The 17,630-nt window shown below is 65.5% G+C and carries 14 protein-coding genes and 1 pseudogene; 8 read left to right on the top strand and 7 right to left on the bottom strand.

All coding sequences use genetic code 11. The features are described 5' to 3' along the window. Positions 1-41 precede the first annotated feature (41 nt). Positions 42-887, bottom strand: a complete 846-nt coding sequence (locus tag OHQ90_RS29630) for an NAD(P)H-binding protein (protein ID WP_328403061.1) — start codon at positions 885-887, stop codon at positions 42-44. A gap of 100 nt (positions 888-987) precedes the next feature. On the opposite strand from OHQ90_RS29630, the gene OHQ90_RS29625 reads away from it, so the two are divergent. Beyond that, a complete protein-coding gene (locus OHQ90_RS29625) occupies positions 988-1,542 on the top strand; it encodes a TetR/AcrR family transcriptional regulator (protein ID WP_328403059.1) in 555 nt (184 codons plus the stop codon). 48 nt (positions 1,543-1,590) lie between these two features. Here OHQ90_RS29625 and OHQ90_RS29620 read toward each other — a convergent pair whose 3' ends face one another. Next, entirely contained in the window at positions 1,591-2,280 is a 690-nt protein-coding gene (locus OHQ90_RS29620) for a TetR/AcrR family transcriptional regulator (RefSeq protein ID WP_328403057.1), read from the bottom strand. Between the two features lie 267 nt (positions 2,281-2,547). Between OHQ90_RS29620 and OHQ90_RS29615 the strand changes: the two genes are divergently transcribed. Beyond that, complete coding sequence (locus tag OHQ90_RS29615; protein ID WP_328403055.1) at positions 2,548-3,195, top strand: PadR family transcriptional regulator; 648 nt, start codon at positions 2,548-2,550, stop codon at positions 3,193-3,195. A 77-nt stretch (positions 3,196-3,272) separates the two neighbouring features. Then, complete coding sequence (locus OHQ90_RS29610; protein ID WP_328403053.1) at positions 3,273-4,295, top strand: esterase/lipase family protein; 1,023 nt, start codon at positions 3,273-3,275, stop codon at positions 4,293-4,295. Between the two features lie 98 nt (positions 4,296-4,393). Here the strand turns inward: OHQ90_RS29610 and OHQ90_RS29605 are convergent, their stop codons facing one another. Beyond that, positions 4,394-5,164, bottom strand: a complete 771-nt coding sequence (locus OHQ90_RS29605) for an MHYT domain-containing protein (RefSeq protein WP_328403051.1) — start codon at positions 5,162-5,164, stop codon at positions 4,394-4,396. A 314-nt stretch (positions 5,165-5,478) separates the two neighbouring features. Then, complete coding sequence (locus OHQ90_RS29600) at positions 5,479-6,246, bottom strand: hypothetical protein (RefSeq protein WP_328403049.1); 768 nt, start codon at positions 6,244-6,246, stop codon at positions 5,479-5,481. A gap of 977 nt (positions 6,247-7,223) precedes the next feature. On the opposite strand from OHQ90_RS29600, the gene OHQ90_RS29595 reads away from it, so the two are divergent. Beyond that, entirely contained in the window at positions 7,224-8,816 is a 1,593-nt protein-coding gene (locus tag OHQ90_RS29595) for an HD domain-containing phosphohydrolase (RefSeq protein ID WP_328403048.1), read from the top strand. Positions 8,817-9,176: 360 nt separating this feature from the next. Here the strand turns inward: OHQ90_RS29595 and OHQ90_RS29590 are convergent, their stop codons facing one another. Both OHQ90_RS29590 and OHQ90_RS29585 read right to left on the bottom strand, forming a co-directional pair. Then, positions 9,177-10,994, bottom strand: coding sequence for an ABC transporter ATP-binding protein/permease (locus tag OHQ90_RS29590; RefSeq protein WP_328403047.1), 1,818 nt, complete (start codon positions 10,992-10,994; stop codon positions 9,177-9,179). Between the two features lie 373 nt (positions 10,995-11,367). After that, positions 11,368-12,542, bottom strand: a pseudogene (locus OHQ90_RS29585) (IS256 family transposase); the annotation flags it as partial. A 199-nt stretch (positions 12,543-12,741) separates the two neighbouring features. Here OHQ90_RS29585 and OHQ90_RS29580 point away from each other — a divergent pair. The 4 genes from OHQ90_RS29580 (at position 12,742) to OHQ90_RS29565 (ending at position 16,336) form a co-directional block, all read left to right on the top strand. Next, the gene (locus OHQ90_RS29580; protein ID WP_328403046.1) at positions 12,742-14,658 is read left to right on the top strand and encodes a vWA domain-containing protein; all 1,917 of its coding nucleotides are present in this window, start codon (positions 12,742-12,744) and stop codon (positions 14,656-14,658) included. Positions 14,659-14,724: 66 nt separating this feature from the next. Next, complete coding sequence (locus tag OHQ90_RS29575) at positions 14,725-14,955, top strand: hypothetical protein (RefSeq protein WP_328403045.1); 231 nt, start codon at positions 14,725-14,727, stop codon at positions 14,953-14,955. Beyond that, positions 14,955-15,398, top strand: a complete 444-nt coding sequence (locus OHQ90_RS29570) for a TIGR03618 family F420-dependent PPOX class oxidoreductase (RefSeq protein ID WP_328403043.1) — start codon at positions 14,955-14,957, stop codon at positions 15,396-15,398. Before OHQ90_RS29575 ends, OHQ90_RS29570 begins: the two co-directional genes overlap by 1 nt. A 26-nt stretch (positions 15,399-15,424) precedes the next feature. Next, entirely contained in the window at positions 15,425-16,336 is a 912-nt protein-coding gene (locus OHQ90_RS29565; RefSeq protein ID WP_328403041.1) for a haloalkane dehalogenase, read from the top strand. A gap of 430 nt (positions 16,337-16,766) precedes the next feature. Here OHQ90_RS29565 and OHQ90_RS29560 read toward each other — a convergent pair whose 3' ends face one another. Further along, positions 16,767-17,333 (bottom strand): nicotinamidase, encoded by a 567-nt coding sequence (locus OHQ90_RS29560; protein ID WP_328403039.1) that lies wholly within the window; start codon positions 17,331-17,333, stop codon positions 16,767-16,769. Positions 17,334-17,630: the final 297 nt, after the last annotated feature.

Genomic DNA, 17,630 nt, shown 5'->3' with positions numbered 1-17,630 from the left:
AGCCGACAGCATTCGCCCTCGAACGCTGTCAACAAGCCGAACTACTTGAACGCGACCACGTTTCGCCGAGCCCAGTCCGCGAAGCTGTGTGGTGCGCGCCCGAGCACCTTTGCGACGTCCGGGGACACCTGCTGCTCCGCCGGAGTGGGTGCGCCGATGATGGCCAGCGTGGTCTCGACGACCGGTTCCGGTATGAACTGCACCATCTGCGCGCGCGCCTCCTCGCGGGTCTGCTCGACGAAACGGATCGGCTCGCCGAGTGCAGCACCGAGCTCATCGGCCCGCTGGCGCGGTGTGCTGGGGGCGGGACCGGTCAACGTATAGATCTGCCCGGCGTGGCCGTCCTCGCACAAAGCTGCCGCGGCAACTTCGGCGATGTCGGCCGGATCGATGACCGGCAGGCCGACATCGCCGAAAGGCGCCGCGACCGTGCGCTGGGTGCGGGCCGACTCGACCCAGGCGTACGCATTGGAGGCGAAGGCGCCGGGCCGCAGGATCGTCCACTCCAGCCCTGACTCCAGCACAGCTTCCTCGATCGATCGTCCCAACTGCCCGTGCGAAGGCGACTCCGGTCGGGTGGCGACGCCTTGCGAGGACAGCTGCACAACCCGCTGGATCCCGGCGGATTTCGCGAGTTCGAGAATGGCCCGCGGGTTCATCAGATGGGCGCTGGTCCCGGTGTCGTGCAGAAAGAGCGCCTTCGCGCCTGCGAACGCGGGGGCGAGGGTTTCGGGCTCGGTCACATCGGCGCGCTGGTGGCGCACGCCGTCGGGCAGTGCCGGCGGCGTGGTTCCGCGGGACACTGCGGTCACCTGTTCGCCCGCCGCGGCGAGGGTCTGTACGAGGGTGCGTCCGACATTGCCGGTTGCTCCGGTTACAACGATCACTTTAGCTCCTGAGTTAGTTGACTGACTAATGAGAACGTAGCCGAAGTTCCGAAGTCTGTCTATAGTCAGTTGAATAACTAACTCGGAGGAAGGCGGGCGCATGACAGGCAAGCGGGAGCGGCTGGCCGCTGCGGCGGCCGAGGTGTTCCATCGGCAGGGCGTCGAGAAGACGACGATCGCCGACATCGCCACCGCCGCGGAGGTGCCGGTCGGCAATGTGTACTACTACTTCAAAACGAAGGATCAGCTGGTCCAGGCGGCGCTCGGCGCGCACGCGCGGTCACTCCAGGATCTGATCGTCGTGCTGGAAGAACACGAGCAGCCGCGGGAGCGGTTACAGGCGCTGGTGCGGGGCTGGGTCGAGCAGCGCGAGGTGGCCGCTCAGTTCGGCTGTCCCACGGGAACATTGGCCACCGAGCTCGGCAAGCGCGCCGACGGCCTCGATCGGGAGTCGGCGGCGAATATGCGTGCGTTGATCGACTGGGTCGAGCGGCAATTCGCAGCGATGGGGCGCAGCGATGCAGGCGAGCTGGCGGTTGCCCTGGTCGCGTCGTATCAGGGAATATCGTTGCTCACCAACACCTTCCGCGACCCCGAGCTCATGCGCACGGAGGGGCTACGCCTGGAGCGCTGGATCGATGGACTGCAGTCGTGATCTCGGTCCGGCCCACAGCTGCGCCTGGATGATTCAGATGCGGTGGGGTCATTCGTCGGCTCCGCGCGCGTGCTCGATATCCGCGATGGCGCGCGCCCGCGACCGTGTCGCGCGATCGCGGTCGTCGCCCATGCCGACGAGCAGGTCGAGCATTGTTGCGTCGAGAGCGTGGGCGATGCTCGGTCCATCTGGCCCGAGGTACCCGGCGAGTTCGAGCATCACCATGCCATGGGTCAACCCCCAGACCCGGCCGGCTACGTCGGTCGCGGGACCGTCGCGAATCCGCTCGGCGGCGATGATTCGCTCGACCGTTCGAATCAGTCCGTCGAAACCGGTGTCGCCGACCGGCAGTGTGGCCCGGCCGGCCGAGACTGTCGGCTTCGGGCCCGGTTTCGGTGGCGTGGCCAGCCGGAACATCAGTCGATAGCGCTGCGGACTTGCCAGCGCGTATTGCCGATAGGCGTGGCTCATGCGGAAGAGGTCGGCCACCGGGTCGTCGCTGGCGGGCGCGGCCTCGAGTGCCGCGCTGAAGCGGGCGAGTGCTTCTGCGACGATGGCTTCCAATAGCCGGTGCATACCGCCGAAATGGGTGTACACGGCCATGGTCGAGGCGCCGATTTCGGCACCGATACGGCGGGCCTGTAGCGCCTCGCTGCCGCCTTCTTCCAGCAGCTGCAGGCTCGCTTCGATGATTTTTTGACGTGGGTCCGGATCTGCTGTACGCCGACTGCCGTCCATAGCTGCGTTAATCTACTGCGGATAACATTGTTATCAGGCCAAGGGGTCATATCCGGCTATCACGTCGTGTTCCGACGGGCTTCCAAGGGGGCTGGCTGCTGGGCGGAGAGCGGTACGTCGCTTGTCTCAGGGCTGCGCATCGAATCGGTGTGCGGCCTCTTGTTTATCCGTCCGGTTGGTTTGTGTCGACCCTCACTCTTGTCGGCGATGCATTGTCGATATATCGTCGATAACATGAACCGAACGCGAAAGCCTGAGGAGGCAATCATGGAAAGCAGGGAACAACGAGATTTCGGACGGCGTGGCCGATGGAACCGGCCAGGGGTAGAAGAGTGCGGACCCGAGCGACATCAGCATCGTCGCGGTGGGCGGCACGGCTTCGGTCCCGAGTTCGGTCCGGGCTTCGGCCCCGGTTTCGGACCGCACTTCGGCCGTGGACGCGGCCGCGGTGGCCGAGGTCGGCGCGGTGACGTGCGTGCGGCCGTGCTGCTGCTGCTCACCGAGCGGCCGATGCACGGATACGAACTCATCCAGCAGATCAGGGAGCGCAGCGACGACGTCTGGCGGCCGAGCCCGGGGTCCATCTACCCCGCGCTTGCGCAGCTCGAGGACGAGGGTCTGGTGCTCATCGAGAAGGTGGCGGGTCGCAAGACCGCGAAGCTCACCGAAACCGGCACCGAGTACGTCACGGCGAATCGGGACGAGCTCGGCGACCCGTGGGCAGACATCAAGGAAGGCGTCGGCGCACAGGCCATCGATCTGCGCGGGCTGGTCGGCCAGTTGATGGGTGCTGTCGGGCAGGTCGCGGCGGCGGGCACTCCCGCGCAGGCGACCAAGGCGGCCGAGGTGCTCACCGAGGCGCGCAAGGCGCTATACCGCATCCTCGCCGAGGATGAAAGCCCTGAGAAGTCATAGCCGTCGCTAGCTAACAGAAGTGTGAAACACCTCTTCCCAGCGCGCATTTCACACCCTTTCGGGTGGATCATTGTGAGATGGAACAGTCAGGTGGATTGTGGGGTTGGGGTTGTTCACAATTGTGTCGTGTCGCGCTAGTCAGCGCGCTGGCCGGAGCCGTCATCGTCGGCTCCGGCGCGGCGCCTACCACAGCAGGGGCTGAACCTGCGGGCTATCGGCCTGCGGACGTGCCCACCGAACCCGCTCCGCCGCAACCGGATCACCTGGCCGCCGCGACGTATCTGAAGACGCACCCGAACGCGGTTCCCGCAGGGACCAACGATTTCGGCTGCGCTCCGACCGCCGCCCACCCACGGCCGGTGGTGCTCGCGCACGGCACCGATTCCACCGCGTACTCGGACTGGTCGGCCATCGCGCCGCAGCTCACCGCGGCAGGCTTCTGCGTTTTCGCGCTCAACTACGGCGGCAAGCCGGGGGCGGAAAGCTACGGAACCGAGGATCTGTGGTTGGGCGCGCACCAGATCGGTGCGTTCGTCGACGACGTGCTCGCCGCCACCGGAGCGACGCAGGTCGATCTCGTCGGGTTCTCCCAGGGCGCCAACGTGACTCGCCTCTACATCAACAAGCTCGGCGGCGCACCCAAGGTCGTCCAGTGGGTCGGCATCGCGTCCCCGAGCTACGGCGGGGTGATGTACGGACTGGTGCCGGTCGCGCAGGCGATTCCCGGCGCGCTGCAGGCATTTCAGCTGGTGACTTCGCTGGCGGCGGTGCAGCAGGCGCAGGGTTCGCCGCTCATGATCGAACTCAATGCCGGCGGTGACACGGTCCCCGGGGTGCAGTACACCACCATCGGCAGTCGGGTCGACGAGATGATCCAGCCCTTCGAGAACATTGCGCTGCACGGTCCAGGCGCGCGCAATATCGCCCTACAGGATCTGTGTTCCGCGGACCTGACCGGTCATTTCCATATGGTCTACGACCCGTTCGTGCAGCAACTGCTGCTCACCGTGCTGGATCCGGCACACGCAGCTGCGCCGACCTGCGTAGCCGTAGCCCTCGGCACCGGCATCCCCGAAGTGATCATCGCCGGAAACTCCTGATCGCAGCGCACGAATGGCGCCCCGTCGGGCCGGGCGGGGCGAGGGTCCGCGGGGTCGGCAGACGGATATTGGGCCGGGTGGAGCGGCTGGGCACACGCTCAGCGGGTCGGCCAGTAGCCATGGGGCGCCGTGTCGTCCGCTGTCTCGCCGAATTCGCCCACATTGGTGACGCCGAGGTGGAGGAGAAGTCCCATTGCCACGATGCTGACGATGGTGATAAGTGGGGTCAGCAGCTGCACTGCTCCGGCGCCGGAGGGCGGGGACAGGTGCATCGCATGGTGTGCGCGCATGGCAGCCATGCCGGTGTAGTGCATACCGCACACCGCCACCCCCATGATCAGGGCCGCGCCGCCGGTGGCGAACCAGCCACGCACGTGCAGGGTGAACCACAGCGCCGCGGTCGCCGCGACCACCGCGATGACGATCGATAGCGCCACTATTCGCATGTCGTAGTCGATGATTGCGTCGGAATTCATCGCGTACATGCCCGAGTAGTGCATAGTCCCCACACCTAGGCCAGTAACCGTGCCGCCGCCCAACAGTGCGGACGCCCTTTTGGGCCGCCGGTTCACGATCGACAGCCCGATCCACACCACCACCATCGCGATGATCGCGCTGAGCAATGTGATCGGCACGTTGTATCGGATCGACGCTCCGTTGATCGAGAAGCCGAGCATCGCGATGAAATGCATGACCCAGATCCCGGTGCCGCCGAGTGCGACCGCCGCGGCGACAAGCCAGCCAGGGTGTCCGGCGCCGATCCGGGACCGGGCCACGCATCGTAGGCCCAGCAGTGAACCGACGACCGACATGACGTAGGCGAGGACGGGCGTGACCAATCCATAGCTGAAGTGATGAATTTCCAGCACACGAACTCCAATGCCACAAGAGTGCTTCGATAGCGGCAGCTGCAACTGGGAGGCTACCGCCGGGAGCAAATAAAAAGGAAGTAGTTCCTCCGAAAAGAAAGTAAAGTTCAGCGCCCGGCCTGGTCAGGGCGAGGCGCGGCCAGCGACTCGGTAGCTGATCACGCCCATGGCGTGGGCAAACCGTGCGCTTCCATGTTCAAGGCGGCGCTGCCACCTGTGGCTCGACGAAGATCGGCCTTGGCGGAGGTGGTGATTGGTCGGCCTGTCATCGGCGTGGTTGGTTGCCTGCTGGCATCACCAGCTTCGGGGTCGGCTCAGCCGGACGGTCGACCCGGCTTGGGCCGTGAATCTGCGTCCACCACTGTCAGCACATCGTGGGATTCGGCGAGCAACTCCAGCAGCTCAGGGTCTGTTGTACGGGTGAACGCTCGGTCTATAGCTTGGCGGGTTCCCTTGCTGTTGAGCCACCGGACAACCTCGCTGTGCGGGTTGCCGGTGGGGTCCCAGAAGGCATTGGTCGGTACCAGTGCGCCGTGCCGAAGAGCGACGTCGTCGATGAGGAAGTCACGCAGGTGATGAATGGCTGCGGAAGTCTCCAGCCGCGACCAGCTCGTCAGATATGGGGCGACGCTGTCGGCTGCTCTTCCCAACGCGCACAACAACGCTGCGGGATCCTCGAATGCCGGGTATTCGGTGAGAACGTCGTCCCACAGTGCGTCCATCAGTTCGGCTATGACGCCTGCCTCCGGCCATGATTTCCAGTCGCCGCGACGCAGGTGGTCGTACACGATCTCGATATCGGGCCAGTTCAGTGCGCCGGTGTGGCACAGCTCCAGAATGCGCGGCGTGAAGTACCGCAGGTCCGCGGCCGACCCCATCGTCGTCATCGAACTGGTCGCGTAGTGCTGGAGATCGTCAGCGCCCAGCATCCTTCGTGGTTTGCTCAGCAGGACGGCGACTTCTTCGGCCGTGGTGCAGCAGGGACAGGCGTCGATGCGTGTCGGTCGCTTCGCCTGCGCAAACGCCGCATCCAGTTCAGCGAGTATTTCTCGGAACGGACGGTGGTCACGGCTGCCTGGCACGGCGGAACGGTAACAAAGCGGCCGAGGTTTCGTCGCTATCAGTTGCTGCGCGGGGGTTCGCGGGGACAGATCAGCGAATCGAAAGTTTACGTGAGTTAGGAGATTCACAACCTGACTATCGGCAGCCTGTAGATGGGTTTGGCGGTGGCACGTTCGATGGTGTCGCGCAACCGGTTCCACGCTGTGACCCAACTCGTTTCGCAGCCGCTCGTGGCGGGTGGCGGCCAACGTCATCTCGGTCACCGCTACCGTCACCGGAACGGGTGGTGACGCCGTCACGGACGCAGTCTGGATTGTCTACCTGGACAAGGCACGGGCAACGCGCCAAAGACCATCGCGAACAAGCATGCGTTTCTCAGCGCTGACCTGCGCTCGGCAGTAAAGCAGTGGCCGGTGCCGCTGCGTCGGTTCACCAGCGGATTACGTGTCGGTTCGGGGCCGGTGGTGGCCGAGAGCAGTAGGGCACCGAGTGAAGTGGGATTCGGCTACTCGAAGCCGGAATAGCGTCTCCTTGCCAGTCCTCCTGGCGATCACTCTGCCTCAACTCTCACAACCATGGATCGCTACCACGGGGCCAGATCACCCGGACCGAACCACAGGGGTCAGGTCGAGCGGATGATCAGGTTCATCGGCGACACCTACTTCATTAAGGCGGTGTCTCACGTCGCAGGTTTCGCCTTGATCAGCTTCTTGAAGCAGGTGAGCGCAGCGCCCAGCGTCAGGAAGACGCAGGCTGCTTCCGCTGCAGCTGCGACAGCGACGTCACCGCCGGCCGTAACCGTTCCGCGGCCGCGCGCCCGGCACCGGATCCGGCGGCAGCCCGGTCTCCACCTCGACCACGTGCCCGCGCCACTGTCCGCTGCCGCGACGGCGTGTAAACGACCAACGATGTGTGCGCTGGGGCCCGTGGGAGTCATGAGGCCGGTGGTCTCGTCTTTCGCGCCGACATGGCCGTTGTTCAGGTGGACAATGGGAAAATGCACCCGCACGGGACGCTGCCCGGCTCGGCAAAGGGTCTGAGCAGAGCCGAACTGCTGGCCGCGATATCGCTGGCGATCGACCTCGGTCTGGGTCAGCCGATGGAACACATGCTTCGGTCGTCCTTGATCGCGACACGGATCGCCGAGCGGATGGGCCTCGACCTGCAGCAGCGAGCGACTGTGTACTACGCCAATCTGGTCGGGTGGATCGGTTGTCACGCCGACTCCCACGAACTCTCGGCGCTCTTCGGCGACGACATCGCCTTCCGGGCCGACACCTACGCGGTGGACATGACCGGCCTGCCGTTTCTGCGGCTGATTATGAGTCATGTTGGACGCGGATTGCCAGGCTGGGAGCGCGGCATCCGTGCCACCGCCTTTCTGGTCACGGCTCGCAGCCAGGTTGCCACACTGATCCAATCGCATTGCAGTTCCGCCGGGGTTCTCTCCGATCGGATGGGCTTAGACGGGCAGGTCGGAAAGGCGCTGGCCTACGTCTTCGAGCGCTGGGATGGCCGGGGGTTGCCCAACGGTTCTCGCGGAGAGGATATCCCGGTCGAGATCCACATCGCTCACGTGGCAGACGTCGTCGAGGTGCACCTGCGGACGGGTGGGCTCGAGCACGCGAAGGATGTTCTCCGTTCTCGGCGCGGCAGTCAGTTCAGCCCGGCCGTGGTGGCGGTGTTCGATCGTGACGCGGCGTCGATCGTGGACGGGTTGCTCGAAATGGACGTCTGGACCGTGGCGTTGGCCCAAGCACCGGATCGCGACCGAACCCTGACGGACGAGGAGAGCGACGAGTTACTCGAGGCCATGGCTGATTTCGTCGATCTCAAATCTCCGTTCACCCTGGGGCATTCGCGTGGCGTCGCGAACCTGGTGGCCGCGGCAGCCCGACACCTGGGCATGTCGCCGTCGGACATCAAGCATCTCTACCGTGCCGGCCTCGTGCACGGCCTCGGCAAAATGGGAGTGTCCAACCAGATCTGGGAGAAGAAGGGGCCGCTCACTACGGCTGAATGGGAACGGGTACGGATGTATCCGGATCTGACCGGCCGGATACTGAGCCGAGTTAACGGCTTGGAGTCGGTGGTGTCCGTCGCGATGAAGCACCGGGAACGGATCGACGGGTCCGGCTTTCCCCGGGGGATTGCCGGCGCGGAGTTGACCACGCAGGACCGGCTGCTTGCCACGGCGGAGGCTTATCAGCGACTGCTCGAGCCGCGTCCACACCGGCCGGCGCTCGATCCTCGCGGCGCTGCCGATCAGTTGCGAGAGGAGGCGCGCGCCGGACGCCTCGACGCCAAGTCGGTGGCGGCCGTGCTTGCAGCGGCCGGGCAGCGTGTATCGCGGCGGACGCCCTGGCCGGCCGGGCTGACCGACCGCGAGGTCGAGATCCTGCGACTCGTCGCGCAGGGCCGGTCGAACCGAGAAATCGCCGCCGAACTATTCATCGCCGAGAAAACGGCACGCAACCATGTCGAACGTATCTACGCCAAGCTCGGCGTCAATAACCGCACGCAGGCCAGTCTCGCCGCGATCGATCGGGGTCTGGCGGGCTTCCCGGTCACTGCGGCCGTGGGAAGTTGAAGTATCCGCTGCGCCAGGTACGTCAGCTCGGCAACCACCAATGATGCTGGCCGGTGCGATATTGACGTCACATGGCGCAGTGCGTGGTCGATGCGCGTCCGGGTGGACGGGCTGGTGGACTGGCAGGGCGGCATGCGAAGCGCGGCGGAGATCCGGCTGATGAGCACAGTCGGGACCCGATTACCGGACTGGGTTGGCCGAGCCGACGGCGCGCGTGCAGTTCGTGGCCCAGACATCATATTGACGGGCCGGTCTTAACGTCAGGCTGTGCGCTCGGAAGGCGGAACATCGTTGGTGCCGCACGCTCGCGGCCCGCCGACATCTGTTCAGACATCTGGCGGGACCGACTGTGCGGGGCCGTCATCGCCGGGATGCGCCGGGCCGGGACCGCCGGTCCAAGACCCACACCGTGGCCAGCATGAGGCCAACGGCAAACGAGGCGAGCGCGAAGAGACTGGCGCCGGTGCCTCCGTGGAAGGTGTCGCCGTAGGCGGACATGGCCGGCAGCGTGGCGGTGTACCGGTCGAGATCCAGGTCGCGACCTAGTGCTTCGAATGCGTGACGGTTGGATAGGCCGAGGCTCATCAGGCGTCCGGGGAGGGCCATCTCGTCAACGGGGACTATGGCGCCACCGAACAGAACCTGAGGGAAGCAGAGCATCGGCAGGGCGAGGGCGGCCTGCGCGGCGTTGGAGACCGCGGCCGAGGCGAGCAATCCGAGGGCCAGGGCCGAGGTCGCCTCGATCACAATCGTCACAAACAGGAAGGCGGACGTGTCCCATCCAACGGCGGGGAGCCGACCTAGCGCCCGCAGCACACCGAGGAGCACCGCGCTCACTCCAGCCAGCACCGGAAGCAGCGCTGTCACCTTGGATGCCACGTAGGCGCCCACGCTGAGCCCGGCCAGGCGCTCCCGCCGGAAGACGGCCATCTCCCCGACGATCTGGAGCAGGCCATACGTAAGGCCGAAGAAGAAGCCTGCGAATGCGATCCAGAACACGATCTGGGCCGGGCCGAGGTCGGCTGCGCTACGTGGCTCGAACGCGCCACGCTTGAACAGCGTCGCCATCATCGCAGTGACCAGTACCGGTGAGCCGAGTAGGACCGCCAGGGTCAGCCGGTTGCGAAGGAGAACATCAACATTGCGTCGTGTAAGTAGCCACCATTGCCGGACCATGCCCGTGCGCTTGACGTCTGAACGGGTGGCCGGAATGGGGGGCAGTGGAGCCAAGCCAGGACGGGCTTTCGACTTCCCACCGCTGTCCGCGAATCGCTCCGCCCAGATCTGAGGGGTGTGCTCACGAGCCAGCCGGTCGTACACCTCGGCGAGATCCTGCACGCCGAAGTAGCGCCGAGCCTCGGTCGGGCTGCCGGTGAAGGCCAGGTGGCCGTCGCGCGCCAGGAATACCACCCGATCACACCGGTCGATGCCGGCCGGCTCATGCGTCGTGAGGACGACTGTGACCCCGCGCTGGCTGAGTCGGCGCAGCAGGCGCATCACGTCGGCTGCGGTCGACGGATCGAGCCCGGAGGTGGGTTCGTCGAGGAAGAAAAGGTGTGGCCGGGTCAGTAGTTCCACGGCGATACTGGCCCGCTTGCGCTGGCCGCCGGAGAGCGCACGGACCGGCACCTCGGCCCGATCAGCCAGGTCGAGGTCATGCATGGTCTCCTCGACTACCCGGTCCGCCTCGGCCGCCGATGTGCCTGCGGGCAGCCGTAGCCGCGCCGCGTAGCGCAGCGTGCGGCGCAGAGGCATCTCGAGGTGGATGATGTCATTCTGGGGCACGTAGCCGATACGGGAATCGGCGTTGACTCGGGCCCCGCGAACGACGCCGTCATGCCGAACCTCCCCGACAGACGGTGGTCGCAGTCCCGCGAGGATCTCCAGCAATGTGCTCTTTCCTGCTCCACTGCCGCCGGCAATGGCGACCAACTCGCCTGGTTCGACCGACAGCGACAGCTCCTGGAGAATCTGCCGCGCCCCGACGTGCTGGCCCACGTTGACTGCATCGACCCGCCCGCCGCCCGGCACTCCATGTGCGTGATCTGAAGTGCGCGTACCGAACCGCTCGACAGTCGGTGGTTCGAATGTCAAATCGGTCATGACCGATGATCTTCGTGATTCCTGAACTCGTTTTGTCATGCCCTGATCATCGGTCCGCCGCCTCCGTGGTCGCATGAGGCGTTTGCCTCAAATCGCACCCACCAGGAAGCAGGATCGTCTGACCAGCCTGTGGGGTGTTATTTGCGCTCGGGGTGCGGGTCATCGAGGTGGTTTCCGAGCACCGCTCCACCTGGCAGGCCACCAATCTGCGTGCCGAAATCGAACGCCAACTCCGCGGCCACGCGGTCGTCGGGGTCCTAGCCGTCGTAACTGGTGGTGCTGCCGCGGAGCCTGCCGCCGCTGGTGGCGCCGCGGTGACCACAGAAGCCGTCACGGCGGCGGCGGTTATCCGCACTGCTGTTCATGCCAGTGACCTCATCCACATCTACGAGGCGTGTTCTCAGCCGCTCGATCCGCGGCGAGCACCCGGCCCGATCAGGTACTACAGGTCCAGGGACCGGGTCACCAGATACAAGCATTTCAGCGCAGCTTGCTCGGTGCCCGCGGGCCTTGATCGCGTGCCGGTAGCGGGCGTTCAACGACTCGATCGCATTCGTGGAGCAGATCACCCGCCGGATCTCGATATCGTAGTCGAGGAACGGAAATGAACTCCTCCCACGCATTGCGCCAAAGTCTAACTATCGCACTGTATTTCGTGCCCCACCGCTCAGTGAGCCCGTCGAGCGCTACCTGTGCCGCGTCGGCGTTGACGGCGGTGTAGATCGGTTTCACATCGCGGCGCAACGCGTCCCAGTGCTGGCGGGCGGCCAGCCTGAAAGTGTTGCGGATCAGATGGATGATGCACGTTTGGACCGTCGCCGGCGGCCACACATTGCCGACCACGTCGGGCAGCCCTTTCAACCCGTCGCAGACCAGGAAGAACACGTCCCTGCATCCACGGTTGCGGATGTCGGTGAGAACGCTCATCCAGAATTTCGCGCCCTCACCGCCGGTCCCGGCCCACAACCCGAGGACGTCCTTCTCCCTGTTGACGGTGACACCGATCGCGGCATAGATCGGGCGGTTGGCAACCTGACCGTCGCGGACCTTCACAACGATGGCATCGATGAAGATCGCGGCATACACGGTGTCCAAGGGCCGTTTGGCCCAATCGGTCATCTCGGCGACGACCTTGTCGGTGATCCGAGACACCGTCTCCTTCGACACCGAAGCGCCATTGATCTCGGCGAAATGCGCCGAAATCTCGCCAGTGGTCAAGCCTTTCGCATACAGCGACAACACGATCTCGTCCACACCGGTCAACCGCCGCTGGCGTTTCTTGACGATCTGCGGCTCGAAGGTGCCCTCCCGGTCACGGGGCACGTCGATCTGCACCTGCCCGGTCGCCTCGGTCAGCACCGTCTTGGGCCGGATTCCGTTGCGCACGTTGGTCGTTTCCCGGACCTCGGGCGCCTGATTCCTGTCGAACCCGAGGTGGTCGGTCATCTCCTCGTTCAACGCGGTCTCGAGGACGGTCTTGGTGAACTGTTTGAGCAGCCCGTCCGGCCCGGTCAGGGACAACCCCTGCTCCTTGGCCATCCGCACCAGCTCTTGGGCGGCCAACGCCTCAGCGGAAGCCTCCGCAGGCTTCTTCTTCCTCGTCACCGCATCAAGTGTCGTCATGGTGGCACCTTCCGCTGAACTTCGTTCAGCGAATCGAGCCGGAACCACCATTAGATCCACAGTCCCGCAGTTCGGGATGAGTCGAGATTCCCCGCGGGCCTAGGCCCTGTCGATCTGCAACCTTCATTACAAATGACTCGCTTTCCGGTTCGCGTGCGTAAGGTCGACTGATCTTGTTCGAACACGGGCGTTGGAGATTATGTCGAGATTCGCGAAGTTGCTGTTGATCGCTGCCGGGGTTGTCGGCATGTCGTCGGTCGCGTTCCCGGTGCAGGCTCAGGAGGGGGAGCCGGCGTATGCCCCGACGATGCTGGTGTTGGACGCGTCGGGGTCGATGCAAGCGGCGGATCCCGGTGGTGGGTCGAAGATGGACGCGGCCAAGACGGCGGTGCGGACCTTCGTGGGTGTGGCGCCGGCCGAGTCGATGGTCGGTTTGACCGTGTATGGGACGGGCACAGGTTCGTCGGATGCGGAGAAGGCGACCGGGTGTCGGGACGTGCGGCTCCTGCGGGGTGCCGAAACCATCGACAGGGGTGCGTTGACATCCGCGGTGGACGGGATCGAGGCGAGTGGCTATACACCCATCGGCGCCGCACTGCGCAAGGCCGCGGAGGCGTTGCCACAGTCGGGTCCGCGGTCGATCGTATTGGTCTCCGATGGTGAAGACACTTGTGCGCCACCGGATCCGTGTGAGGTGGCGCGCGAGTTGAACCAACAAGGGGTCAAGGTCGTGATCCACGCGATCGGGTTCGGGGTGGATGCGAAGTCCCGCGCACAGTTGACCTGCATCGCGCAGACGACCGGCGGCACTTACACCGATGCTGCGGATGGCGCAGCCCTGGAGCGGGTCCTGCCCCGGGTGAGCCAGGCGGCGTTGCGGACCTACAAGCCGGTGGGCACGCCCATCACCGGCACCGCGACCTATCGCAACGCGCCGGTGGCCACACCGGGTCAGTACCTGGACACGATCGGTCAGAAGGAAAAGCGTTACTACGCAGTGGACGTGCCACAGGGGGCGACCGCCTACTTCAGTGGCACCCTGTCCTTTCCCCGGGTGCACCACGACAAACCGAACGGTGACACCAGTGAGCTCGATGTCCGGGTCTACGGCGCCGACGGCGAGGACTGCAACGGGTTCGAATTCGAGTCGGTCGTCAATTCCAGTCACGGCGCGGCGCTGACCGTGGCCAAGACCTGGGACGGCGCAACCAAGGCGAAGACCGGCAACACCAGCTCCGACAAGTGCCGTGGCGGCGGCCGCTACTACTTCGTGCCCGAGTGGAGCGGTATTGCCGACAACATGCCCGAGCGGATGCCGATCGAGCTCCTCGTCGGGATCGAGCCCGCAGTGACTGACGCCGGGCCCCCGGCCGCCACCGCAAAGACGGCCTTCACCGAACCCGCCGGCGGCAGCGTGCCGGCGGCCGGCGGCGGCTCGTTCAATGTGGCAGGCGCCCTGAACGGCTCCGGTAGCTACACCGACACCCTGCAGCGCGGCGAGTTCGTCTTCTATCGCGTCAAGCTGGACTGGGGCCAAGGCCTGGCCTACCGCGTGCAGTACCAGGAGACCGGCAGTCATGGTATCGACGGCCTCTCGACGATCACGACGACGCTGTACTCGCCGTTGCGTGAAGAGATCGATAACGACTTCACGTCGTACAACGGCGAGGCCCACGTGTTGCCGACCAGTAAGCCCGCGCTCGCGACGGTGCCGGTGCGCTACAACAACCGCACGGCCGCGCAGGCCCAGGACCGCAACCAGAGCATCGCAGGCTGGTACTACATCGCCGTGAAGCTCGGTCCTGCCCATACGGAAGGGGCAGGTGGGCCGGTGCCGATCCGCCTGGACGTCACGGTGGCAGGCACCGCCGACTCTGGCCCGCGCTACCGGGCGGCCACGGCAGGCGGGGTCCTCGGCGAGAACGCCACGCAGTCGACGAACGAGAAGCCCTCCGCCAACGATAACGAGCCATCAGCTACCTCTGCCGCCGAGAACAGCAGTGGGATCTCCATCACCGGCTCGGCGATGATCATCGTGGGCGGGGTCGCCGTGCTGGGCCTGGTCTTCAGCGGCCTGATGCTCTGGCGGCGCCGGACCACCCCACCGGGACGATAGCCGGACGGTTATCGATCACGCGGCTGGGGCGGGGCAGCGAAGAGGAAAGGGGCGGAGTCTTCGGTGGTGCGCGACATCGAAGACTCCGTCGAGCAGTTCGCGGCCGCGATGATGCCGCCGGGATGCCCCGGTCGTTTCGCCCTCGTTCCGGCTTTGCCCACGCCATCGCCTGGTGATGAGGGGGCCGGCTCGCGGCGGGAGCGGCAGCCGGGCTGGGATACGGCCGGAGCGTTGTTCTGGCGAGCGCGCAACGAAGCATGCGACGATCTGGTGGGCACACAACCATGGGAGATGTGATGACCACACTGGCACAGGCGGCGGAGCTCGCGCGTGATGAGAACGGGCTCGCCGTCGTCTCGACCCTCCGATCCGACGACACCATCCAGTCCACGGTGGTCAATGTCGGGCTGCTGGTTCATCCGGTGTCGGGCGAGCCGGTCCTGGGCTTCGTTACCTACGGCAAGGTGAAACTCGCCAATCTCCGTGTTCGACCGCAGGTAACCACTACCTTTCGGCGAGGCTGGGCATGGGCAACGGTCGAGGGCAGCGCCCAGATCGTCGGTCCCGACGATCCTCAGCCATGGATCGACGCCGAGGGGGTGCGCCTGCTTCTGCGCGATGTGTTCACGGCCGCCGGTGGTGAGCACGACGACTGGGACGAGTACGACCGGGTGATGGCAGCGGAACGTCGCGCCGTAGTTCTCGTCGAACCGAGTCGCGTCTACAGCAACGGCAGCTAGCACTTCTCGGCGAAAAGGATTGGGCCATGCGGATATTGAGGACGCCCGACGAGCGGTTCGCAGGGCTACCCGGCTTCCCGTTCGAACCGCACTACGTCGAGGTGGCGGCCGGTGACGGGACCATGCTGCGGGTGCACTACCTGGACGAAGGCCCGCCCGATGGGGAGGTCGTGCTGCTGCTGCACGGCGAACCGTCCTGGTCGTACCTGTACCGGCGGATGATCCCGGCCCTGGTGGCGGCCGGCCTGCGCGCGATCGCGATCGACCTGGTCGGTTTCGGCCGCAGCGACAAGCCGGCCGACCGTGACGCCTACACCTACCAGGCTCACGTCGAGTGGACCTGGGCTGCGGTCGAGGCGATCGGCCTCGACGGGATCACCCTGGTGTGCCAGGACTGGGGTGGATTGATCGGTCTGCGCCTGGTCGGTGAACATTCCGAACGTTTCGCAAGGGTCGTCGCCGCGAACACGTTTCTGCCGACAGGTGACCGCCATCCCGGCGATGCGTTCCTGGCTTGGCAGCGCTTCAGCCAGGAGACGCCCAACTTTCAAGCCGGGAAGATCGTCAACGGTGCCTGCCTGACCGACCTCACCCCCGAGGTCATCGCCGCATACGATGCTCCGTTCCCTGACGACACTTACAAGCAGGGCGCCCGCCAGTTCCCGCTACTGGTTCCGGTCAGTCCGGAGGATCCTGCTGCGCCCGCCAACCGGGCCGCGTGGGCTGCCTTGGAGACCTTCGAGCGTCCGTTCCTGTGTGCTTTCTCGGACTCTGATCCGATCACCCGCGGCGGAGATAAGGTGTTGTGCTCGAAAATCCCTGGTGCCGCCGGACATCCACCGGTCACCATCACCTCCGCAGCGCACTTCCTCCAAGAGGACAAGAGCGAAGAACTCGCCGCAGTTGTTGTCGACTTTGTCCGCGCGACTGCGCGATAGGTTCGGTGGCTCCGTTGCCGTGAGCTCCAGTAGCTCAGTACCGAACTGGTGTAGATCAAACCGTCGAAAATCGCTGTTTCCAGGGACCTCTGCGCGACCCTTCTAGGACGTGCTCGACGCTGCTCTCCCGCAAGATCGTCGGCTGATCCATCGATTCCTCGCAGCGGTCTTCCCTGGTCGTGAACGCATGTCCGCGAAAGCGCGCAATGAGATCGGCGAGGGTGCGGCAGCGTTCTTGTGCTGGTCAGATTGCGGCCTGCCGGTTTCGCCGGAGCCGCTACGCCCACCCCACCGCCGTCGGCGGATGAAGTGGGAGGCGTGATGGCCAGGCTCGCGTGCTCGAATTCCGGGTGCCTGTACGCGTGGCGTTACGTCCCAACGTGCCCGTACCGCGTCCCGGTGGCGCGCCCGGTCACCCGGGGTGTCCCAATCAACTCTCGATGTCTACGGCGATCTTTACGCCCGCCTCACGAAGTTCGTCCAGGGCCCGATCGATGCTGGCAGGGGAGACGCCGGCGGACAGACCCAGGAGCACCCGGGTGTCGAACCCGGCGACGCGGGCATCCAAGGCGGTGGCGCGAACGCAGTGGTCGGTGGCGATGCCGCAGACATCCACGGTGTCGATTCCCTTGTTGCGTAACCAGTCCGCGAGGCCCGTGCCGTCTTTGGTGGCGCCCTCGAACCCGGAATAGGCGGCGGCGTAGGCGCCTTTGAAGAAGACCTCGTCGATCGGCGCGGTGTTCAGGTTCGGGTGGAAGTCGGCACCGGGGGTGGCGGCTCGGCAGTGTGGCGGCCACGTGTCGACGAAGTTCGGGTTGTCGGAGAAGTGCGCACCGGGGTCGATGTGGTAGTCGCGGGTGGCGGTGATCGCGGCGTAGTCGCTGACGCGCAGATACTCGCTGATCCGTTCGGCCAACACGGCCCCGCCTGCGACGGCCACCGAACCGCCCTCGCAGAAGTCGTTCTGTACGTCGACGATGATGAGAGCTCTGCTCATGGTGCCTCCTGAAATCGGTCCCGCAACGATTTTCGGCCCGCACCGAGTGTAAGGGTAATCACCAGTGCGCATCGCCGAACACGCTGGCGTCCGGCCCACGACCACCGATCGTGAGCCCCCGAGCGGGGTGGGCCGACGCCTCGCGCCGTGCAAGGGGGATAACCTGAATCCGCTGTACCGGAGCCGCGCATCGCCCGGTCTGCTGCATGATCAGTCTTGGGGCACGATGGTGGATTGCGGCCCTTGATCACTTGTTCTGTGATTCGACGGCAACCGATGTGCGACAAGGTATGTGGG

The organism is Nocardia sp. NBC_00403 (assembly GCF_036046055.1).
Classification (GTDB): Bacteria; Actinomycetota; Actinomycetes; order Mycobacteriales; family Mycobacteriaceae; genus Nocardia.
Note: the sequence above shows the minus strand (reverse complement) of the source record. Positions and strands in the feature narration are given on the sequence as shown.